The organism is Epilithonimonas caeni DSM 17710 (assembly GCF_000426465.1).
GTDB lineage: Bacteria > Bacteroidota > Bacteroidia > Flavobacteriales > Weeksellaceae > Epilithonimonas > Epilithonimonas caeni.
Window position 1 is genome coordinate 94,747 of the sequence record NZ_KE384528.1, and the last position, 20,741, is coordinate 115,487.

Annotated in this window: 22 protein-coding genes; all 22 read right to left on the reverse strand. The window is 35.7% G+C overall.

The genetic code is table 11. From position 1 onward, the window contains the following. Positions 1 to 4: 4 nt before the first annotated feature. Complete coding sequence (locus K319_RS0118305) at positions 5 to 1,666, reverse strand: T9SS type A sorting domain-containing protein (protein WP_027384926.1); 1,662 nt, start codon at positions 1,664 to 1,666, stop codon at positions 5 to 7. Between the two features lie 130 nt (positions 1,667 to 1,796). Further along, a complete protein-coding gene (locus K319_RS0118310; protein ID WP_027384927.1) occupies positions 1,797 to 2,513 on the reverse strand; it encodes a hypothetical protein in 717 nt (238 codons plus the stop codon). A gap of 26 nt (positions 2,514 to 2,539) precedes the next feature. Next, positions 2,540 to 3,370 carry a M23 family metallopeptidase gene (locus tag K319_RS0118315; RefSeq protein WP_235696133.1) on the reverse strand — a complete coding sequence of 277 codons (831 nt, stop codon included), beginning with the start codon at positions 3,368 to 3,370 and terminating at the stop codon, positions 2,540 to 2,542. Between the two features lie 26 nt (positions 3,371 to 3,396). Next, complete coding sequence (locus K319_RS0118320) at positions 3,397 to 5,382, reverse strand: type IV secretory system conjugative DNA transfer family protein (RefSeq protein ID WP_027384929.1); 1,986 nt, start codon at positions 5,380 to 5,382, stop codon at positions 3,397 to 3,399. A 4-nt stretch (positions 5,383 to 5,386) separates the two neighbouring features. Then, positions 5,387 to 5,692, reverse strand: coding sequence for an OTU domain-containing protein (locus K319_RS0118325; protein ID WP_027384930.1), 306 nt, complete (start codon positions 5,690 to 5,692; stop codon positions 5,387 to 5,389). 1 nt (position 5,693) lies between these two features. After that, positions 5,694 to 6,566: a DUF4138 domain-containing protein gene (locus K319_RS0118330; protein ID WP_027384931.1), complete on the reverse strand. Its 873-nt coding sequence runs from the start codon at positions 6,564 to 6,566 to the stop codon at positions 5,694 to 5,696. A 4-nt stretch (positions 6,567 to 6,570) separates the two neighbouring features. Then, the gene (gene traM, locus K319_RS0118335) at positions 6,571 to 7,818 is read right to left on the reverse strand and encodes a conjugative transposon protein TraM (protein ID WP_051230795.1); all 1,248 of its coding nucleotides are present in this window, start codon (positions 7,816 to 7,818) and stop codon (positions 6,571 to 6,573) included. Continuing rightward, the gene (locus tag K319_RS0118340; protein WP_034672156.1) at positions 7,808 to 8,161 is read right to left on the reverse strand and encodes a hypothetical protein; all 354 of its coding nucleotides are present in this window, start codon (positions 8,159 to 8,161) and stop codon (positions 7,808 to 7,810) included. The genes traM and K319_RS0118340 overlap by 11 nt, the downstream gene beginning before the upstream one ends. A gap of 11 nt (positions 8,162 to 8,172) precedes the next feature. Then, positions 8,173 to 8,787, reverse strand: a complete 615-nt coding sequence (traK, locus tag K319_RS0118345) for a conjugative transposon protein TraK (RefSeq protein WP_027384934.1) — start codon at positions 8,785 to 8,787, stop codon at positions 8,173 to 8,175. A gap of 26 nt (positions 8,788 to 8,813) precedes the next feature. Next, positions 8,814 to 10,100 carry a hypothetical protein gene (locus tag K319_RS20785; RefSeq protein ID WP_051230796.1) on the reverse strand — a complete coding sequence of 429 codons (1,287 nt, stop codon included), beginning with the start codon at positions 10,098 to 10,100 and terminating at the stop codon, positions 8,814 to 8,816. Between the two features lie 22 nt (positions 10,101 to 10,122). Then, positions 10,123 to 10,926, reverse strand: coding sequence for a hypothetical protein (locus K319_RS0118355; protein ID WP_034672160.1), 804 nt, complete (start codon positions 10,924 to 10,926; stop codon positions 10,123 to 10,125). A 16-nt stretch (positions 10,927 to 10,942) separates the two neighbouring features. Next, positions 10,943 to 11,566, reverse strand: a complete 624-nt coding sequence (locus K319_RS0118360; protein ID WP_235696134.1) for a hypothetical protein — start codon at positions 11,564 to 11,566, stop codon at positions 10,943 to 10,945. A gap of 59 nt (positions 11,567 to 11,625) precedes the next feature. Continuing rightward, the gene (locus K319_RS0118365) at positions 11,626 to 12,309 is read right to left on the reverse strand and encodes a hypothetical protein (protein ID WP_027384937.1); all 684 of its coding nucleotides are present in this window, start codon (positions 12,307 to 12,309) and stop codon (positions 11,626 to 11,628) included. 21 nt (positions 12,310 to 12,330) lie between these two features. Further along, positions 12,331 to 12,996, reverse strand: a complete 666-nt coding sequence (locus K319_RS0118370) for a hypothetical protein (RefSeq protein ID WP_027384938.1) — start codon at positions 12,994 to 12,996, stop codon at positions 12,331 to 12,333. Continuing rightward, positions 12,983 to 16,054: a TraG family conjugative transposon ATPase gene (locus K319_RS0118375; protein ID WP_185092689.1), complete on the reverse strand. Its 3,072-nt coding sequence runs from the start codon at positions 16,052 to 16,054 to the stop codon at positions 12,983 to 12,985. The genes K319_RS0118370 and K319_RS0118375 overlap by 14 nt, the downstream gene beginning before the upstream one ends. Before the next feature lie 42 nt (positions 16,055 to 16,096). Next, positions 16,097 to 16,408 carry a hypothetical protein gene (locus K319_RS0118380; protein ID WP_027384940.1) on the reverse strand — a complete coding sequence of 104 codons (312 nt, stop codon included), beginning with the start codon at positions 16,406 to 16,408 and terminating at the stop codon, positions 16,097 to 16,099. Between the two features lie 7 nt (positions 16,409 to 16,415). Continuing rightward, positions 16,416 to 16,733, reverse strand: a complete 318-nt coding sequence (locus K319_RS0118385) for a DUF4134 family protein (RefSeq protein WP_084403480.1) — start codon at positions 16,731 to 16,733, stop codon at positions 16,416 to 16,418. Positions 16,734 to 16,774: 41 nt separating this feature from the next. Beyond that, on the reverse strand, positions 16,775 to 17,302 hold the full coding sequence (locus tag K319_RS0118390; protein ID WP_027384942.1) for a hypothetical protein: 528 nt from the start codon (positions 17,300 to 17,302) through the stop codon (positions 16,775 to 16,777). Positions 17,303 to 17,312: 10 nt separating this feature from the next. Next, positions 17,313 to 17,588, reverse strand: coding sequence for a hypothetical protein (locus tag K319_RS0118395; protein WP_027384943.1), 276 nt, complete (start codon positions 17,586 to 17,588; stop codon positions 17,313 to 17,315). Further along, positions 17,563 to 18,210 (reverse strand): ParA family protein, encoded by a 648-nt coding sequence (locus K319_RS0118400; protein ID WP_027384944.1) that lies wholly within the window; start codon positions 18,208 to 18,210, stop codon positions 17,563 to 17,565. The genes K319_RS0118395 and K319_RS0118400 overlap by 26 nt, the downstream gene beginning before the upstream one ends. Positions 18,211 to 18,214: 4 nt before the next feature. After that, entirely contained in the window at positions 18,215 to 19,690 is a 1,476-nt protein-coding gene (locus tag K319_RS0118405; RefSeq protein WP_027384945.1) for a relaxase/mobilization nuclease domain-containing protein, read from the reverse strand. Then, positions 19,687 to 20,061 carry a plasmid mobilization relaxosome protein MobC gene (gene mobC, locus K319_RS0118410; RefSeq protein ID WP_027384946.1) on the reverse strand — a complete coding sequence of 125 codons (375 nt, stop codon included), beginning with the start codon at positions 20,059 to 20,061 and terminating at the stop codon, positions 19,687 to 19,689. The genes K319_RS0118405 and mobC overlap by 4 nt, the downstream gene beginning before the upstream one ends. Positions 20,062 to 20,741: the final 680 nt, after the last annotated feature.

Consider the following 20,741-nt stretch of genomic DNA (forward strand, 5'->3'; position numbering starts at 1 on the left):
GTTTTTATTCTTTCACGATTTTAGTAGTTAGTTTTTTATCTTTCTGTATCGGGATATTGGCTTTTATAATGTAAACACCCTGCGGCAATCTGCTTGTGTCAACCTTGGTAACTTTATTTTTTGTTTGTAATTGCTGGATTTGCTTCCCAGCCATATCATACAGATAGATATCCGCAGTCTCGAGGTCCAGCCCAATCTCCACATAACAATAGTCCTTCACAGGATTAGGATAGATCCTGATGTCCTTGTTCTCCACCAGGTCATCCAGGTCTTTATCTCCCAGCTTCACCACCTTCCAGTTCTCTTTACCCAACTCTTCTGCACTCGTCCCCGCCAGAAGATAGCTTCCGTCACTCTGCAGTTTTGCAGATACCAGCCGTTCCTCATTTTTCTTCTCCTTGCCCTCAACATACTTTCTCCATTCCTCCTTGCCGTTGGTGTCGATGTACAGCATCCAGAACTTCTCATCATCTTTCTTGACCCTTTCCTCTGCCTGGGTGTAACCTCCCAACAGAAATCCCCTGTCCTCGCTGAAATTATCCTTGTTCGTCCTCCTGATGACATCCAGGCTCATCGCCACATCCCTGTTCCCGAAGTTGTAGCTTTTCTGCCAGATCTCGTTACCATTTCTATCGATATTTAGTAACCAGATATCTGTACCTTCTTTGATGTTTTCTTTTTTATTGCCCGATGACTGGCTTGTACTCTCTCCAGCTATGAGATAACCGTTCTCTGTATTGACAATGGTCTTTGGACGGTCATCGCCGCTTCCGCCATAGGTCCTCTGCCATTCGACATTGGAATTCTTGTCCAACTTCACTATCCAGAGATCGCCATTTCCAAAGCCGTCCTCGGTCTTTCCGCTGAAGGTCTTGACCGATGATGTCAGTTCTGGTCTTGTATTTTCGTTTTGGAAATTATTATTCTGAGCAGAATCTTGAGTTTCGGGATTGTTCAGATTCTCAGATTTACCGGAAGTCGAGTAAATAAGTAAAACCGCACCGCCGTTTGAAGTTGGGATCATATCAGTAACTTCATCCAAGGATTTTCCACCGAGAATGGTCGTCTGCTTTAATTTTCCGTCCTTGTCTAGTTTTGAGACGAAAACATCTTTGGAACCAAACAGCTTTCTGTTGTCATTGATGTTACCTGCGACGAAGAATCCCCGGTCTGTTGATTGTACAACAGCCGAGGCCTCGTCATTGCTTTTCGTTCCAAGAGTTTTTTGCCAAATTTCCTCACCATTTTCGGATAATCTTATCAGCCATGCATCCGAACCACCGAGGTTATTTTCCTTCTTGTCACCCGATGCATTGGAGAACGATGTCCCAAAAAGAACGAAGCCACCTTCCTGTGTCGCAATGCTTGAATTCAAATAATCGTGCCTCGTCCCGCCAAAATACTTCTCCCAGAGTTTATTGCCCTGTTGATCAAGTTTTAACACACGAAAGTCGTAACCCTTATTTGATTGCTGACCATCTGTTGAAAGTTCCTGGGATTTTGTGTTAATAGAACTTCCCGAAAGCAATATCTGCCTGTCGACCGTGGAGGTCATGTTCGTGAGAAAATCCTGTGTGGAGGACTGGATGTCCTTTTGCCATAGCGTTTTTTGTCCATAAAAAAATCCTATTGCAAGGATTCCTATGCTAATGTAGAGTTTTTTCATCAATTAATATTTGTTTTCAAATTTAACATTTTTCTTAAAAAAACAATAAAAAAAACAAGGTTTTACACAAAATATATGATAAGTCGAATTTTATCATAAAAAAACCAGTCTTTTCGGACTGGTTTAATAATTATCTTCTGAACCCTCTGGGTCTTTCCTGTTCTTCTTCCTGCTGCTCTTCTTCTCTGTGCCTGTTGGCATCTTCATACATATCTCTGTCATTGACGTTGAGCTGAATATCAGAATCTCCTGCTTTTGAAATCTGTTTTTCATCCGGAGAGATGTTGTTCACAGAATCTATCTCTCGGGAAACAATATTCATGTCATTAGATATTTCCTTGGCAATTTCGGGATATTGGTCTATTTTGTCGTATAGAAAATTCTTGAGTTTTTGTAGTTCTAATTTGTAGGTGTCGATTTCATCTGCATTTTTTCTTTCTGCAACCATCTGCGTTAACTCAGGAGCATTTTTAATCATATCCAATTCTACGACTTTATTTATTTTTTCATCAAATACAAAAACTGTTTTTGTCCAAGCCAACTGCGCAGCCGTTTTTTTATCATTCACATTATACTTTGAAAAAGTATCGGTGTATTGAATCTTATCTTTGCTCTTTTCAATAATTTCATCTAACTTTTTGTCCCTTTCATAGAGGTTGACATTCAGCCGGCTGTTATTATCAGTTAGCTGGAAAGTTATTCTACTTTTGTCGTTATCGGCTACGATGGTAAACCCCTGCAGGAATTTTTGAATATCATCTGCAGAAAGTTTTTTCGAGAAAGAATTATCGCTTTCTATAATACCGTATTTCTTAAGGTCATCCGTTGGTAAAGTGGTGGTGTTCATATTTAGATATTTACTGTTATGTCATATTAATGGTCGATTCCATTATATTGCGTTATTAAATTGTTTACTTTGATCAGGTCATTTAAAAAATGAGCCGGATCTATGCTTTGCCCGAATTCTTTTACAGAAAAGTGCAGATGTGGTCCGGTAGAATTCCCCGTATTGCCACTTCTAGCGATAATAAAACCCGCATTCACACGTTCACCCACATGGTAGTAGATGTCTGAAAGGTGGAGATATGCTGTTTCAAAACGATCAAAGTGTTTTATTTTTATAAAATTTCCACCACCTTTAGGATCCCACCCAACAGCAGAAACGATTCCGTCCATTACAGAATAGACATTTTCATAATTGGCCTTCAGATCGATTCCGTTGTGAAATCTGGTATTCCCGAAGATAGGATGGTATCGTGAACCAAAAGGCGAGGTAATAGCAATCTTATTTTTAATAGGCATCACTATTTTAGAGAACATTTCTTCAGGTTCATCTATCAGATCGTACATCACTAAAGATTTATTCTTTTTTGGAAAATTCTCTTGGTAGGCTTTATCAAAATTTAGCAAAAGCAAAGAATCCTTCATTCTCGCATACTTTTCTTTTTTGTCACTATTGGCATATTGTTTCATCAAAACTTTGAGAGAATCAATTTGATTTTTCAGGTCAGTTTTTGTAGTAATGCCAAAAAATTTTTTCCATGAAATCTTTTCTTTTTTTTCCGTTGATTTTGTTTTCTCTTTTGCATCTTCAACAATCTTGCTTTGCTCTGTCTTTTTTTGTTGAATCGGCATCAAGGTATTGAATTGTGCAAAAGAAAGATTCCATGCAAAAATGAACAATGTCAATATGGTTTTCTTCATTTTATATTTCATTTTTTTTCACTTTGTTATTTAATTGATTCACTGACAATCAGCTCTACTTCTTTATTGATCTTTCTGAAATTGGTCATCAATACGTCATCTTTGCGGTCATATCCCCTTTTATCGACAAAAGAATAATAGGAAGGCATCTTGACATAATTGTTCTCCTCTTCCTTTATCGCTTTCATATCAAGATTGATCTTTCCACTAATAGCAGAAGTTTTGTATTCTTCGGTATTGTTTTCTTCGCCTTGTGCGATCATCCCGACCATTTCTCCGGTTTTAAGAGCTGCAATTTTTCCTGCAGGAATCATATTGTCCATTTTCTCGTTGATGCTAGTGGAAGTTCCTTGTTGTGAGATGGATTGGGAGTAGGTTTTCTGTTTGATTTTTCCGAATAACTTTTCAAGCCAATCAAGAGTATTCTTATCTCTTGCCGACCCCGAAAGAATGTTCCCGACAATGGCAGAAATGGTATCCGCCACTTCCTTTTTGTAAAACTGACGAAGTTGGGGAATTTCCTGAAGACCAAGCAAGACGGCAACCTTGTTGCTTCTTGCAGTCGCAACAATATTGTCTATCTTATGGATATAAATTGTCGGAAACTCATCGGCGATAATTCCTCCTGGTAGATTATTTTTAGAGTTGATGAGACGTAAAGTCCTATTAAGCACAGAAGAATATAAAGCCGAATTGATGTCTTGTGTTCCAGGGTCCGAAGCCAGTATGATGATGGACGGATTTTCCCTATCAGTTATCTTTAGTTCCACTTCGTCTCCGGAGAATACCCAAAAACTCTCTTTAGTTGCTAGTCTTGATAGAAATATCTTTAAAGTCCCTACTTGTCCTTCCAGTTGGTCGAATGCTTTGTTATCATAGGCGGACTTGAATGGTGACAATAAAGACGTTAACTCTTCGTGGTCAAACAAAGTATCGAAAATCTCTTTGTAACTTCGATTCATAAATGAAAGGATATGTGGCAGATCTGAATACTTTCCGTTTTCGTGAGTAGCAAAGAAATAGATGCAGGAAGAAAGGAAATTAATGGCGGATTGGGTAAAGAACTGGTCGGATCCACCACCTGCACTAGCACCTCCTTTTTGCAAAGATGAGACCATAGCTTCTGCCATTTCCTGTGCCTCTGCCAATGTATTGACATATTTTTTTGCGAACGGATTTATCCTTTTTGATTTTTCGACCTCATTCAGATTGATCACATGGAAACTGTAATTGTAATCGGACTCCTTACTCTTTTTCAATAAGTAATGATAATAGGCTATCTGCGCCAGGTCCGGAAATTTGAAATCATAAATTGCGAGACAGTATCCCTTGGCTATCATCTGTCTAATGGCAGGATTAATCACACCAAATGATTTCCCCGAACCAGGTGTCCCGATAACCATTGTCCCACGGAAGGGATTTATATTCATCCAACCCTTGTTATTTTTTCCTTTGTATCTGAATAAATACGGAATATTGATGGTCGTATCAGTTACTACAAGTTCTTTATTCTGATCAAAACTTTCTTCATCCACGTTCCAACGATCTTTGCCCATCTTCTCCTGCATGATCTTGGAAATAGAGTCCGCCGCAGTCTGCGTTATCACAGCACCTCCAAAAGAAAGTATGAGATAGGAGAGCTGATAGAGATTAAGATGCGGGACAACGTTCTGGAGATTTGGATCAGTCGATGGCGTAGCAACAAACAAAGCCCCAAAGATCATAGCCAGACCTGTTATCATTGGAATAATGATAGATCTTACTACATTGAGATCTTGTTTTTTCTTTGCCCTTGTTCCCACTGCAACCAATGCTATCAGAATAAGCGTGGCAACTTTGGCGTTGATTGGCGGATAGAAAATTTTCATCTTGATAAACCCGGCCAATAACTTTGAAAGAACGGGAATGTTACTATGCAGAAAAAATAAGCAGACGCAGTCCATTATGACTATAAAATAGACAGCCTTCTGCATGAACCCGTAGATTTTTATCTGTTGTTGGTTTTCTTGCATTTTTTTAAATGTTGTTTTCCTTTAATTTTGCTTTGAGTCTGATAAGAAAATGCTCTTCATTCTCAAAGAACACTTTTGCTTCAGTAAGCCTTTCAAAATATTTTCCGGCAAATTTTTTCAGTATATTTTTTTGCTTCGTGGATAATACTTTGGTCTCCATTATATCTCTGATGGATTCACTTTCTTCCAATCTTATGACGGTTCTCATCTTTTCCAAAAGATATTCTCCAATATTATCTATTCCGAACGAAGTGGCTTCTTTTCGAAGTTCCCTTTCCTGTGACCTTGATAGTTTTATAGTAAATTCCATATCAAAAGGTGTCAGCTTTAAGAATGTCGGAATAGTTCACTTTCATTTCGATGGTTCTTCCGGAGAGCTGTTCCTCGATCAATCTTATCATCATCACTTTAGAATTAGGATAAGTGAATTTTTTGAACACATAGATATTTCTAAAATTTTTTCTGAAATGCTTTTGAGGATTCAACTGAAAAAGCGGTGTCATGTCGATACTTTGGTTGTTCGTTGCCTTATGGATCTTTTTATCCTCGATGGAAAATTTCAATGTTTCGATGTCGTAACTGAGGTTGGAACTGTTCTTAAATGTCATATCCAAAAAGATGTAATCGCTGATGACGTAGACATTGTTCAGCTGCATACTCAGTTTTAGGTCGTTTTCTTCCCGGATCGGATTTTTTTCTGATTTTTTCTGAATAATATCCATCGCAAATTTTCTCAACTCAAGATTAGAAAATACTATATTATTAAATTCTATTGGTTGCATTGCTTCGGGTTGGATATGGATATTCGTCACAGTATTCAGATTTTCGAAGTTTCTGTAAACTGCTCTATATTGCGCAATAAAAGATTGCCCGACAACTGTGATGACCCCTATTTTTTCTCCAATAAAAAAGTTATTTGTTATTTTCAATTTCTCTTTTCCTTCAGTTTCGGAATTGTCTGTAATCTTGACCCTAGCAATGTTGGTAGATGGGAGGTCTCCGGTCAGTTTTTCAGTAGAGAGGTCCACATACTGGATGGGCTCCGGTGAAATAATATGCAGATTTATGCCCTCTGTGATCTCTATTTCTGGCAGATCAGATATGATCTGCTCTTTTGTTGCAGTTTGGGCGTGGATCGAATAATTAATAGTAAATAGTAATAAGGTATATAAAATTGATTTCATCTGTTTATTTTTTTTGTTGGTTCTGTGCATCTTTCAGTTGTTTTTCGTCAATCAGAAAGACATAGGAGTTATATTTCAATTTGGCTTTGTTTGTCTTGATAAGGTTGGCAATAGATCTGGAAGTTGAGGAGAATAATTTTGAGCCGAGACTTGTGAAAAATCCTTGATTTCCCATTTCTATTTGGGTTCCTTGAACCGAATTGCTTCCCATCTCTTTCATCATATCCCTGAAGATACTTTGTGGCACGTATAACCCTTTCATTCCATCTACGTCGTAAATCGCAAGATTGACTGGAAAAATATCCCCTCTAGTAAACACTGATACAATTGTGAGGTCTACTCTTTGCATTGAAAAACCAGAAATCTGTCCGTAGAGTATAGAACCTTTGCTGATCTTTCGATTGCCTACAAAAATGTCTTCCAGCAAACGGAACCTGATCCTGCTTCCAAGGTATCCTTTGTTATCTTCATCAATGACTGCTTTTATGAAGCTGTTTTCCTTCTCTTTGTAAAAAGCATTGAAACTATTGTTGATCCCTGATTTGCTGACATTAAAAGTAGAGTTGAGAAATGCATCCATCTTTTCTTTGTCAGCTTTGAGTCTTTGCTCTGCTGCGAGTTTGCTCTGGTATTCCGGATCTCTTGCTTTTTCGATAGAATCCATTACAAGCATCTGTCTTTTCATTATTTTTACAGGGTCATTTTCTTGTGTTTTTTCGGATCTACTTTGATCAGTATAGTTATTGGAACCATAATTTTTACCAGTGTCGTCAGAATTACCTGAAGCTTTTCCATTGAGCATTCTGATAATATCCTGGGAACGTTTATAATCACGATCATCATCATTCTTCTGCTGACGTTGCTGTTGTTTCTTATAATATGAATCATTGTTATTCCCATATCTCAGTTGATCGGATTTTTCATCAGCCACTGCTTTTAAAGAATCTATCTTACGTTTTTCGGCATATGTAAGATTATCACCATATTGCTGGAGACTATCTTGTCTTTCATCCAGACCTCCAAGCATTGTCCTGTCTCCCTTATTTTCAAAATACTTGTCATAGGCATCATTTTTCGACATTATGGAATCATTGCTGTCTCCCAACGAAAGAGAAAGTTCTTTATGTTCTTTTGGTTTCGGTTTTTCTTTGGTAAATGAGCTTACAACATATCCTAACAATAAAGCCAAAGGCAGGAACATCAACGGAAACACATATTTTTTCTGTTTGAAATCAATTTTTTTAATGTCCATTTTTGAGTGTTTGATATTGGTTAAACAAGTAGTTGATCCTGAGGCTGTCTTCTTTTGTAAGAGATCCGTTATCCCTTTTAAGTTTATATTTTTCCAGCTGCTGCATTATTTTCCCCATTTCTTTTTCTTTCTCATCCCTTTCTTTTTTTTTCTCATCACTTTTGGAGTATAGAACAGGAAGCTTGAAAGAATCTTCTTTTTTTGCTGGAAAAAAAACACCCTGGACAATCATTCCTATGAATGATACAGAAAGAATCAGCATCGCATAGATAAACACCTGTTTTGGATGTCTTTCCAGGAAAGCATAGTATTCTTTATATTTTAATATTATATTGTCTATCATTTTAATATTTTTTAATAAGCACTTTTATTTTTTTCATCGATTTGATCGTTGTTGAGGATTCTCCAATCTTTTATCATTACACCATGTGGATTGTTGGGACTTCTAATGATGTCCTCATAAAAACCTTCGGTTATAAGCTTTCTGGTAATAAGGGATGATTTTCTATTGATAAATTGCTTTCCAAAAAAAGTGAACTTATTTTTTTCCAGATCGATTTTGATAGAATCTGTCTTAATAGTGGCTACTGCACTTGATGCGATGATCTGGTTGTAGAATCCTTTTTCCCGGAGATTGGCGTATTCTTTTTTCCCGCTTTCATCAATGAGATAGAGGGATTTCTGAACATTTTCTTTGATGTATTTATCATCTGGTGCTATTGTGAAAAACAAACGGTGGAATAATTCTATCTGAGCTTTGTATTCGACCGGGCGATTGAGCATCACATCGGTCTGTTTTACCAAGATGGGAACACCATTGTCTAAAACATAGATAGACTTTCGGGAATCCTGTATCATTTTGTAAGAAAAAAAGAACCCTGCTATAACAATGAAGACGGCAAAACCAATTGCTGCTATTGATACTGCTTTGTTGACCTTTATTCTCCTTTCTATATTTTTTATAAGCATAATTTACAGTAATTTAAGGTTAAGGATTATTCTTTAGGGGATTGTTCGGAATCCTTATCTGGCGATATTCCTTTTTTCATTGCAGCGCTAGTTCTACCCGATGCTGAACCTGAAGAAGCAGACTTCACAGCTGCTACCGCTGCACTTGCACCTCCTGTTTTAACAGCCATCATTGCGGTTTTAGCCCCACTTGCCACTTTTGCTGCCGCACTTTTCATTTTACTCATTGCACCAGCTCCACCTGCTGTAACAATGGCATCTGCAATTGTAGGAGTCATCAGTACCCCTACCCCTGTCACAATGTAGGCTACAATTGTCTGAAGCAGAATGAACAAGAAACCATTGCCAGCAACGAATTGGAGAACAGCTGCATCGTCAAAAGCTCCGTTGGGTGCTAAAGTATCTAACCTATTAATCTGCATTGTATAGGCACTCATGATAAGTTGTTGTCCGATATTGATGATGGTATAAGTTATAAAAGTGTAAAGATTGACGTTGATATATTTGGACATCCAATTACTGAAAGAACTTTCAAACCCTGGGATCATAGATACCCCGATAGCGATGGGGCCTAATACTTCAAGTATGTACATCCATATTTTTTGAATAAAGAACATTAGATAGACACAGACACGAAGAATCGCCAATGCAATGACTTGCAGTAGATCACCCAATAGTTTTTGTATTTGAAAGTCCATTTTTATCTGCCATTCGTACAGACTTTGGTCCAGATCAAGCATAGAGTCACCAATCTCAGATAAAATACCTCCTCCTTCCGGTTTTGCATCTTCTATTTGTTTTTGTTTTGCCTTTTCTTTAGCTTTTGCCGCAACTGCATAATCCAACAGTTTTGATTGTTTTTCAAAAGCCTTGACCCTGAGAGCATCTGCATCTTTTTCCAATGATTCAAATATGGTTGCACTTGGTTGGGCCAATAATGATAAAGGCATGCTGATAAGTCCAGTAAATGCAGACCAATAAGTCAGAATGAGACCTATAAAGAAAGGGCGAATCATTGGCACTATCTCCCAGTCCCTGTCCCCCGAGATCATCTGCCATCCCATGGTGCCAAGGTAGATCATACAGCCCAAGCCACCAATGGCCCTCCCGAACAAAGCAACTTCATCGGCTCTTTGCTGCATAGTCACATCCAGTGTGGTAAAAGCTTTCATGAACCAATCCTCAAAGCTTCCTTCGCCTTGAAAGAATCCCAACGTATTGGAATAATCTTGAGTTGTCGCTTGCCCAAATAATATCAAGGGCATCAGGACCGCCAAAAGGCAGAATCCGAATGATAAATATTTTTTCTTCATCTCTTTGGTTGTTTATTTTTTTTTAAAATTGATATTTATAAGTGCTCATTATACCGGCTACAATTTCCCTGTCATTTTGCGGGCGGAACGTTTCCTTTATATCCTTAATCTTTTTATGATAGGTCATCAAAAGGGACGTTTTTCTATCATGGCTTTTTATTGTACCCAATAATTTTCGCCATCCGATTAGGATTTCGTGGTACATCAGAAACCGTTTTCCACGTGGCATATCCATTGTCCTGGACATCACATATTTTTCTTTTAGGAAGTCCAATTGTTCTTTCAATCTTAAAAGTTGACCAGACCATTCCATTATTGTAAAAACTTCCGGATCTAAAATTCCCCAATCATTGGCCGTTTGTGGATTATCCGGAAACTCTTTCAATGGTTTGAGCATGGTCTTATAATACAATAGCCATAAAGGGTCGGCATCCACGGTCAAAGAGGTCCAATGTGCCAGGTCTTGGATATTTCTTTTGTATATGGTATCATTTTCTGTTTTGATCTGTTCTGCCTTCTTTTCCTCTAACTTCACTCCAGCGAGTCTTTGGGTTTCTGTCCCATTGACTTTAAGAGGTCTGAGGTCGTCTCCATCCTTGTAATCCCTATTTATTTTCGGCGCCCAGATTCCCCAGACCGTGGCGTAGGCGAAATTCGTTTGTATGCCTAAAAAGTATTTAGGATAAGGTCTCCAGTCTCCCCACTTTTCAAATACTGCTCTTTTCTCTTGCGCAACAATAGATGGGTCATAAATCCTTTTCACAGTTTGGGCATTCCCTTGATGAAAAGAAAGGAATAATAACAAGTAAGTAATTGTCTTTTTCATATTTAGGTGTTTATTGTTAAAAGCTCCATTTATATTGATTAATAATATTATTGATGATATATTTATCAAGGTTGATATACTCACTTAATAAGGGAACTTGATATAGGTATGGGACAGTTTTACGGTTTTTTATTTTTAATATGATGTACAAAATATCTGAATTGATAATGGATGCTTTTGTGTAGATATTGTTTAATATTTTTTCTCTATCATATTGATCCATCAAAAAATCATTTTCCTCATTCAGCAGTTCCTTTGTGACCTGTTCTTGTAGAGTCAATGCTTGATCAACGATCCTTGCATAGGTTTCATATAATAAAATTGAATATTCTGGATGTTGAGCTGACAATTTGAGCATGTCGGCAGAATTAGTTCCTATATCAGTCAGTAATTTTCCTATTTGTATTAATTTTTTGCTTTGTTTTATGGCACCATTTACATTGGACAAATTTTTATATATGAATTCTTGAATTGCTATAATCTGAACTATTTTCTTATTGATATCATCATAGAATTCGTTTTGTTTTTTATATGAATTTAAAAATGATTCATTACTTGCCAGTCTTACCACTTGGTTTTTTGTGATCTGTGCCAAAAGTCTATCATTAAAACTTAAACCGTAAGATTGAGCATTTGTCATTAGACACGTGCTAAGGATGATAATACCTAATAAATATTTCGTCTTCATGTCTATTGAATTTAAAATCCTTGGATATTGTTAATAATTTCCCGTATAATTTGTTTGTCCAAATTCACATAGGCTTTGAGTGAGTTTTTTTTCCATTCTACTTGATTGATCAGATCTCTTACTTTGGAATAGGTCCAGAATGCTTCATTTCTCAAATCTTTCATTTCTCCTAAAGCATAATCCAAAAGGATTTTCCGTTCAGCTTTTTCCATTTGGTTGATAGCTCCATAAGAAAGAACAATACCTGTAATTAGTCTCAAGTTCATCTGTAGTTTATCTAAAAAATTAATCTCAGCAGGAAGTGCCACAACAACCGAATAGGGTGCAGATTGTATGGCTTCATATGTTTTGCTTTGATAATCTTTTATCATATTGATCTCTCTGCTGATAGCAACCCCGACCGAAATTGATTGAACGGCAAAAGAGACAATTCTTAGCCTATCTTGTATTTTAACCTTGGTTTCTCTGAATTTTGACCATTGTTCTTTATTTGTTGTCTCCAGAGAAGTATTAGAAATTTGCTTATTTCGCATATTGACCTGCCTATCGTTTTCTTTCATGGCATTGTTGATCTCAACATCCATCATAGGGAACGATACATATTCTTTCTCCCAAGCAGACCCGTTGCCGCTGCTAGAAGTTGTTATCAAAATAATAATTGACAAAGCACATAAAATCAATATTCGTGACTTCATTCTTAGACTATTTTTTGATTATTAAAAATTCCATTTGTATTGATTCATAATTCCTTCGACAATAGATTTATCTGCATCAACGTAACCCTGGAATGGATTAGCAGATTTCCAGAATCCAATTCTAATGGCTCTCTCAAGTCGTAATTTTACATCTAGGATCCACATTTCTAATATCATTACCTTTTGCAAGGTCTGATTTAAAAGTTTACTTCTGTCTCCGGCTGTAGCTAAATTCAGTTCATCACTTTTAATAATATCAGAATATTCTGTTACAATATCTGCTGCACTCGTATAGACTTTCTCCGAAGACTTTACACCAAAAATTGAATACTGTGGATGTGAAGAAACAATATTTAAAACATCACTGGTATATTTGTATGAGCTCTGAAGTGAGGTTAGTATATTTTTGATCTGAATACCGTTGCTCAATGTTCCGGAAACTTCCCTTAAACCTTTCAGTACCTTGTTTTGGATATCATTGGCAGCAACCATCTGTGTTCCGACCCATGTCTGTGCCTGTTGTAGTTTGCTTTGCTGTTCCACTACTTTTTCCTGTTCAGCTTTCATATTTTCGGCATACAATACCATTGCTGCTGTTGTTGTCACATCGACATAGGTACTTTGAGCAGAGATTTTTCCTGTCGAAATAATTACTACTGTCAAAATAAAAATCTTAAACTTTTTCATTTTTGTAAATTTTTGTATCAATAAGCTCGTAAAAACTAATGTCTTTATTTTTCATTTCTTCATTAATGATTTTCCATATATTTTCTCCTTTGTACTTTTTTTTGATAAAATCGTAAAAGGTTCTAACCTTTTGATCTATAGGTTTTTTATAAAGATTAACCAGCGATACGAGATTAGCTAAAGAATCTCCGGATTTTTTAAGATCAGAGACAAATATTTCTAAAGCTTTATCATAATCCCCAAAATGATTTACATAATATTCAACGGCTGATTTTTCAGGTTTTTCCGTCGTGTATGTCAAATATTGCTCAAGAGAAACTTCGTTACCATAAACTTCTCCCTTAGAACCTCGCTTTATGTAGAATTCTTTAAAAGGGCTTCGTCCGAATTTATTATTCAAATTGTTTATTGTGAAGATTTTATTTTGTTCCACCTTATTTAAAGAAAGTAAGGATGCAATCTTGTCAAAATTATCTTTGAATTTGGTTTGGTCAAGCAATATGAAAGTATCAGAGTTGTTGATAATGGAATCTTTCACTACTGCATTTCCAATAATATCGTCTAGTTCTTGTGTAACAACCACTGCTTCACCCCAAAATTTTCTCACTGTTTTATAGAGATAAAGGATATATCCACCCATTAATTTTGAAGCGATTGCCTTCCAAGCTTCTTCTATTATAAGTGCTTTTCTAAAGTCTTTTCTCAATCTCATTTTCTGGATAAATGTGTCCATAATAATAAGTGTCACAATCGGAAAAAGTTTTGGGTTATCTTTAACATTATCAATTTCGAAAACAATAAATGGCTCATCAAAAAGGGTGTTATCAGCACTTTCATTAAGGGTTTTTTCATACCTTCCTCCTTTATAAAAATCAGCAAGCACCCTGAAAAACGTCCTTGAATTGAATTCTTTTTCAGAAATTTTGTGTTTCCTGTCATTTAGATATAAAGGCAGGAATTTTTCCGCATATTCATAGAAAGAATTGAATGACAATTCCTGTAATTTCATTTTATCCTCTATATCTCTCACTCTTTTTACGACCGCATTCTTGTATTCAGTTTCATATTCTCTACTATCCCTGGGTGTTGCTACAATATCTCTTGGTGAGGCAACCATTAGATGTGTCTCATTATAGATTTTTCGTTTTGTGTCATCTGAAAGATTCTCATATGCAAGAGTAATCTTATGATATACTCCAGGATCATAATCAGGATTATTTAGATTTTTATCCGGATGGAATTCAATCGCCTTTTTTCGGAAAGCATCTTTGATTTCTTCAGCTTTTGCATCAAATGATATCCCGAGGATAGAATAATAATTTTCCTCATAATATTTGTTCTCAAAATCAGAGACGATATCTTCTTCATAGATATTATATCTTCTCAAATACAATATCAATTCTGTGGTTGTCTTGTCATTATACCAATTGGTACCGCCATTGAAATATTGATGATAATAGGACAGTAGAAGATTATCTATCGATGTGCTCTGGACATTGGACATAGAAGCATCAGCGCCTTCCCAAATCATAAAGACCAGATTTTTAAGGAAGTCCAATTTTTCAAGATTTAGCTCTTCCTTGCTGGCAAGAAAAGGATTCATCGTAATTGGTTTTTCCTCAGTATACTGAATGTATTTTCCTCCTTTATACTTGGATGTGCCTGAATAGGAATCCCCTGTATCGACAATCACTACATCATAATTATAGGTCAGATATTGCTCAATGATGTTGTTCATCAAAAATGATTTGCCTGAACCGGAAGGTCCTAAAACAAATTTGTTCCTGTTGTTGATCCTTCCGGTATCTCTAGGCAAATCATTTGGGTCTACTTTGATAGGAACACCTTGCCTGTCTGTAAATCTCAGATAGAAGTTTGATTGTTCATCAATCGGGTAGCTCTCTTTAAAAAAAAAACACAAGGCTGCTTCGCTTGTCGTCATGAATAGGTCGTACTGTCGAAGTTCAACGGCATTGCCCGGAAGACAGGAGCGCCATAGCTCCATTTGGTTGTAGGCATTTTTAGAAACGATAATCCCTTTTGTGAACAGCTTGTTTTCAATCATCGACTGCAGATTTTCCATTGTTTCGAAAGAACAAGCAGAAAATGCCACCGAAAAATGAGCATTCACAACCAATTGTCCGTCCACTGCAATATTATGAAGCAATTCTTCTATCTCTTGAGCGATGATACCGTTCGAAGGATTGTTTTTGGCTACCCCTTCATGACGTTTTTTCTTTTTATCAAGTTCCCTTTGCTGCTGAGCCTGTGCTGGAATTGCGATGACTTGATTATAGATAATTGTCTTATAATCTTCCAGCTCGTTGATAAAGCTGAAATTGTCAACAGCGGTCTCTGCAGCTGAACCATTTCCACCCAAGATAGAATATGTTTCAATATTAGAAGGAAGGTCGATATTCTCCACATCTACAAATGAGATGGTTTTCACATAGTCATTTCCAATCTGCAGATATTCGTTGGAGCTTTTGATATTATCAAAAACTGACATTTCGCTAAAATTCATGCTCAATGTTCCACCTATGTAATATTCAAAATCATTTTCAAAAAGATACTGTGGTTCGCAATTATTTTGTTTTAAAAGCATAAAAATCTTCTGACATTTATCTCTCAGATCTTTATAATTTTTTTCAGAAAAATCGTATTGCTTCTTTTTTGGTTTTAATTTATCATCAACAAGATCTGTGAACAACAAGATCGTATCAATGGTTTTATACAATCGCCCCTCAAAATGCTCGGAGTACTTTTGTTGAAGAAATTGATTGTCTTTTTCTGCTTTGTATTTTTTCTTAGAAAAGATATCCAGTTTTTGAACAATACGGTTTTCTCCAATAATGGACACAACCTGATTAAGAATGGTATGAAAGTTTTCATACATATCAGGGTCGGCAGAATATTGTTCAACTATATTTTTTATTCTGATTCCTATAACCGGGTTTCCGTATTGCCCAACCAAAACATCAAAATTCCAACTGTGTTCTTCTCCATTGTCATAGCCAATAAAAGGAATATCAAATTGATTTTTTTTTATTTTACTCATCTTTTACCGTTTTTTAGTCTCTATTTCTTAATATCAAAAAGCTTAATTCCTTTTTGCTTCATTATGTTTCAAAAGTTTACTGGTTTTGAACTTTTTTGGGAAAATAAAGATCTCATTATCATTTTTTGTTTTATTGTAAAGCCCCTTTTCATCTTGGATTTTAAAAGTCCAATAGATACCCCCGCCACATATACCAATCCATATAATTGCTACGAGTTTTCCAATAATCTGAGACAATAACATTCCTCCTATAAGACCTCCTACAGCGCATCCCATAACATAATAGATGTACTTATCTTTTAGTCCGTATAAGACAAGGGGCTTTTTCAGCCCCTTGTATAAATAGAATCCCATTGTATTATTAAGGGAAGAATGCGCCTACAATAGTTGGTACAATGAAAAGGAAGATCATTGCGCCTCCATAACCAAGAAGCTCTTTGTTGACATCCTGATCGCCATTCTGCCATTTGTTGTAAATTCTAAGACCACCAACAAAACCGACAATTCCGCCAATCGCATAGACAAGCCCACCAATCTCAGTTCTATAGGTTGCAAGTGTTCCAGTAGCAGTTCCAATAGGTCCTGCAAAAGCGAGACTTGACATTCCCAATACCAAAGCCATTGATAAAAGCTTTCTTTTTGATAGCGTTCCAGCTATCTTCTTTACTGTTTTTTTCATCATAAGAAAAAATTAAGGGTTAATAAATAAGTGAATAATTGTTATAAAGTAGAATGATAGACCTTTTGTCCATCATAATTTGCTATCATATGGACAGTGGTTTCTGATAATTTCAATAATGATTTCCAGTCGTTTTTTTTTCTGCTTGTTTCTTCATTATTGTTGGCAGAAGCTCCATCATCTTTCTCAGATTCGAAATAGATTTCTTTTTCAGGAGTTTCTGTTTGAATTTCCTCAGAGGGTACATCAGTTGGGGTTGCATTGTCTATATCCTGTTCTGCTTCGAATCTTCTTCTTAGGTCTTCTATCTTCGGTTCATCTTCAATTGGCGCATTTTGAGATTGGAATTGATTCTTCAAAAAGGAATTAGGGGTATTGATATTTTCCACATCTTCAATTCCGACCATGTTTGGAGCTTGGGCATTGTTTTCTGCAAAGTCGCCGAGTGAAAATTCTTCTGTTGTATCGGTCTGGGATATTTTCTCTTTTTTCAAGAAAAGGTCATAAAGGATATTTCCGGCGTAGTACAGGAAATATATCACCAAAAGGATCGATAAATATTTTAACATTTTTTAGTTTTTAAATTGTTCTTTTTAATTCCATGACTTGAGCTGCAAGTTTTCTGAACTCCTGCTTTCCTAAGGCATAACGCTTCCCCAGATCGATTACTTCATTTAGCCCAACATCAAATGTTTGGAATTTTCCTAGTTCCAGATGAAGGTCGTTGTCCATTTCAAATTCACGTTTTTTTCTTTCTTCCTTATGCGACTCTCTATCAGGTAAGAATTTTTCGATATTGATATCATTGTATTTTCTCTCCAAACTTATTTTAAAGGGTAATTTGTAATGTTTCATTTATTTGGTCGATTATTTCGTTAAATGGCTTTTTTACGGCGTATTTTTGTTCGTAGGTCAGTTTTCTGGTATCGATGGTTTGAAGACAATTCCTTTTGTAGACAGGATTCTGTATTATTACACCATATTTTGAGATCTCTTCATCCATCTCCTGCTGATTAAGATATTTATATCCCTTATCATATTTTGAGCGAATAAAGATTCGTTCTGCCTGACTTTCCAAAAGACCGAGTAGGTTTTTAAAGACCAGTGTCGATTTTACCGATACATCAGAATATTCAAATGGAATGATGATAAAATCGCTATAAATAAGAAGGTCAGAATACTTCTCGTCAAGTGTTCCTGCCAAGTCAAAAATGTTGATATCTTCACTGTCTCTTAATTCAAAAAGACTCTCAATGTCTGAAAATGGTTGCTCTTCTTCTCCGATAACCTCTACATCATAGAGCTTGGGAATCTCTAATAATTCATCTTCTTTCCATTTATTGTAGAAAGATTTTTGATAGTCAAAATCAAAAACATTGATTTGCCTTTCTGTAACTTCTGTCAAATAATTGGCGAATGCTATTGAAAGAGTCGTTTTTCCTGTACCGCCTTTTTGGGTAGCAAATGTGATTATCATAGGTCTATCGTTTTTTTCTTTTACGTCGTTTCTTGTTTTCCTCTTCTGCAGGGTCTTTTCCTGTTCCCCCGGATGATTTTCTGAACTCGAAGATCATATCGTTAATACTTTTGGTCATCTCTTTTGAAAAATCTTCATTTTTGTTTGCGAACTCTGATTCTTGATCTTTAGTTGGATATAGGAAGTTTAGATATTCTTTTTCACCAATCAAATATTTCAGTTCTCCTACATAATGCAGCCTTTCATGGACTGCATAATATTTTCCTTCGTCTGATCTTATTAATTTAACCTCCGGATTATTTTGAGTTTTGAGATATTGCCTTAAATCATTTTTAACAGAATTGAAGATTTCTTTATTTTTTCTTTTCCTGGTTTCAAACAACATAAAATCACTTGGGGCATTTTCTAGATCTTTAACTTTCAAATGTTTTTGCAGAACCTGCTTTGAAATGTCATCCGAAATGTTGTAATCTTTCAAACTTTCAAAAAGCCTCTTATCGATCATTTCAGAAGTAAACTCAAAAAGCTCATTCATTTTCATGATCTCGCTTCCCTTGTAGACCGTTCCTGTTTTATGATCTATCAACGTGTAACCGAAAGGTGTTTTCCCATCTTTATGATGGAATACGATGTCTATCCCGAACATATCTCTGAGCTTCTTCTGTAGTTCGCTTTCAAATTCAATTTTAGGTTTCCAGTCCTCATTTTGTTTGTCTTCCGGAAGCATTGCTTCCTGCTCTCTTCGATCTTCTACTTTAAAAACTTTATTGGAACTTAGATCTTTGTATTTTGAAAGAATGGCTTTAAGCTGCTTGGCTCTTTGATTGTTCTGTGCAGTAGTAAGTATTAAATGGTTTCCCGAAATGGTCTTTACACTCACTCCGTTTTTCAAAATATCAAAAGCATTATTATTGTTTTTGTTCTGAGAAAGTCGGTAGCCTCCTCTTAGCATCAGTAGCTCCATCTGCTTTAGTGTACCATATTTATAAGCCAGTAATTTCTCAATCCGCTCTTCTGCATTCAATCCGTACAATTTTTCCATCACAAGAGCTAATGCTTTTTGAGCCTTCAACTTTTCATAACTGTCATTGATTTTCTTACCTGAAGATTTATCTACTCTTGTTGAAACAATATGAACATGTCTGTTTTCTGTATCATTGTGGAAGACTACAATGAATGGCTGTTCACCATACTTCATTTCATCCATAAAGTTTTCTGCAATCTTTGTCAACTCTTCTTTAGAATGTTCTTGAAACTTGGTAGAGATCATCGCATGAAATTGCGGTTTTTCAATCTTTGTGCTTTGGAAAGAAATTGAGGCCAGATAATTTCTGACTTCTTCTTTTGTTGAATTTTCATTAATAAACGATGGGAAGTTTTTCATCAGCATCAATTCACCTTTGCCCTTGTCAACTTTTTTGTCATTATACTCTACACCTGGAAAGTGGATTCCCGCAGGATCTAATACCTTTACGATCATTTCCCCAGCATTCTATAAATCTTCATGAAAATTTCATTCTGCTCATTTTTCAATTTTTCAATCTCTGCAAGTTTTTGTGAAAAATTTCTCAAATCTTTCTCAGAAACAAATTTTTGCAAATTTGCTATTCTTGCAATCTGATTGATATTGGTTTCAATTTTTATAAAAATGTTGTCTTGTTTTTCAATGAACTTCAGCACTTTTCTCCTTTCGTTATCCATCATTCTATTTTCAACTGAATTAATGATCAACTGGGTAAGAGAGACCTGTCTTTCTGAACAGAATTTTTTCCAAAGTTTCTTCTTTTCTTTCTCTATTCTGATTTCAATTCTTATTCTTTCCGATTTGTTCTCCATTCTTAGTTTTTCCATATGTCAGAATAAACTGACTTCAAACATTTCGATTGTCATATATTCAGCAAAAATGATTTTTCATTTAATGAAGCGCAATAGTTTTAAGACTACCAAACCTAAATAGTCTTAAACAGACCCAAATAGTACTATTATTTAAATTTCTAAAGAAGCAAGAGATATTGTCATATGTAAAACATCAGAAATTTGAAAAGCAACGCTGTCTAATTAAAAATTATTATTACTAATTGCGCATCTTCTTTTTTTTCTAAATCTCTTTAAAGAAGAAAAATGAGTTCCGAAGTTTTTCCCCCTTTTTGTAAAAAAGGCAAGAAGGTCTTTGCCTGGTTAAACTTGAAAAGTTTGTCCGGACAAAGACACATCTTGCTAATTAAATGCGCCTATTTTTTTAGAGGTCTTAAATAGCCTCTGATAATACTATTCATTTTTTTTAAATCATTGATATTCAGTAACAGTTATTTGAAAATTAACATACTTGATAAATGATTAAAAATGTTGATTGCAGAAAAAAATGAAAAATTTCATGTATGATTACATTGATTATACAAGCATTAACATATTGGAATTAAGCTATTTAAACATTTCAATCTTGTGCTATAAATAGATATACCAATTAATATTTTGACAGGGTATAATTCTGAGACCTACTGTTATTTTGATAGGGTATAATTCTGAGACCT

What these genes read in the sequence shown, in the direction of transcription:
- K319_RS0118390 (WP_027384942.1), bottom strand. Translation starts at nt 17,302, where the DNA reads ATGTTAAAATATTTATCGATCCTTTTGGTGATATATTTCCTGTACTAC.
- traM (WP_051230795.1), bottom strand. Translation starts at nt 7,818, where the DNA reads ATGGACATTAAAAAAATTGATTTCAAACAGAAAAAATATGTGTTTCCG.
- K319_RS0118315 (WP_235696133.1), bottom strand. Translation starts at nt 3,370, where the DNA reads ATGAAGAAAACCATATTGACATTGTTCATTTTTGCATGGAATCTTTCT.
- K319_RS0118360 (WP_235696134.1), bottom strand. Translation starts at nt 11,566, where the DNA reads ATGACAAATGCTCAATCTTACGGTTTAAGTTTTAATGATAGACTTTTG.
- K319_RS0118340 (WP_034672156.1), bottom strand. Translation starts at nt 8,161, where the DNA reads ATGATAGACAATATAATATTAAAATATAAAGAATACTATGCTTTCCTG.
- mobC (WP_027384946.1), bottom strand. Translation starts at nt 20,061, where the DNA reads ATGGAAAAACTAAGAATGGAGAACAAATCGGAAAGAATAAGAATTGAA.
- K319_RS0118375 (WP_185092689.1), bottom strand. Translation starts at nt 16,054, where the DNA reads ATGAGTAAAATAAAAAAAAATCAATTTGATATTCCTTTTATTGGCTAT.
- K319_RS0118380 (WP_027384940.1), bottom strand. Translation starts at nt 16,408, where the DNA reads ATGGGATTCTATTTATACAAGGGGCTGAAAAAGCCCCTTGTCTTATAC.
- K319_RS0118305 (WP_027384926.1), bottom strand. Translation starts at nt 1,666, where the DNA reads ATGAAAAAACTCTACATTAGCATAGGAATCCTTGCAATAGGATTTTTT.
- K319_RS0118355 (WP_034672160.1), bottom strand. Translation starts at nt 10,926, where the DNA reads ATGAAAAAGACAATTACTTACTTGTTATTATTCCTTTCTTTTCATCAA.
- traK (WP_027384934.1), bottom strand. Translation starts at nt 8,787, where the DNA reads ATGCTTATAAAAAATATAGAAAGGAGAATAAAGGTCAACAAAGCAGTA.
- K319_RS0118385 (WP_084403480.1), bottom strand. Translation starts at nt 16,733, where the DNA reads ATGAAAAAAACAGTAAAGAAGATAGCTGGAACGCTATCAAAAAGAAAG.
- K319_RS0118405 (WP_027384945.1), bottom strand. Translation starts at nt 19,690, where the DNA reads ATGATCGTAAAGGTATTAGATCCTGCGGGAATCCACTTTCCAGGTGTA.
- K319_RS0118320 (WP_027384929.1), bottom strand. Translation starts at nt 5,382, where the DNA reads ATGCAAGAAAACCAACAACAGATAAAAATCTACGGGTTCATGCAGAAG.
- K319_RS0118400 (WP_027384944.1), bottom strand. Translation starts at nt 18,210, where the DNA reads ATGATAATCACATTTGCTACCCAAAAAGGCGGTACAGGAAAAACGACT.
- K319_RS0118330 (WP_027384931.1), bottom strand. Translation starts at nt 6,566, where the DNA reads ATGAAATCAATTTTATATACCTTATTACTATTTACTATTAATTATTCG.
- K319_RS0118370 (WP_027384938.1), bottom strand. Translation starts at nt 12,996, where the DNA reads ATGAAAAAGTTTAAGATTTTTATTTTGACAGTAGTAATTATTTCGACA.
- K319_RS0118365 (WP_027384937.1), bottom strand. Translation starts at nt 12,309, where the DNA reads ATGAAGTCACGAATATTGATTTTATGTGCTTTGTCAATTATTATTTTG.
- K319_RS0118310 (WP_027384927.1), bottom strand. Translation starts at nt 2,513, where the DNA reads ATGAACACCACCACTTTACCAACGGATGACCTTAAGAAATACGGTATT.
- K319_RS0118325 (WP_027384930.1), bottom strand. Translation starts at nt 5,692, where the DNA reads ATGGAATTTACTATAAAACTATCAAGGTCACAGGAAAGGGAACTTCGA.
- K319_RS20785 (WP_051230796.1), bottom strand. Translation starts at nt 10,100, where the DNA reads ATGAAGAAAAAATATTTATCATTCGGATTCTGCCTTTTGGCGGTCCTG.
- K319_RS0118395 (WP_027384943.1), bottom strand. Translation starts at nt 17,588, where the DNA reads ATGAAACATTACAAATTACCCTTTAAAATAAGTTTGGAGAGAAAATAC.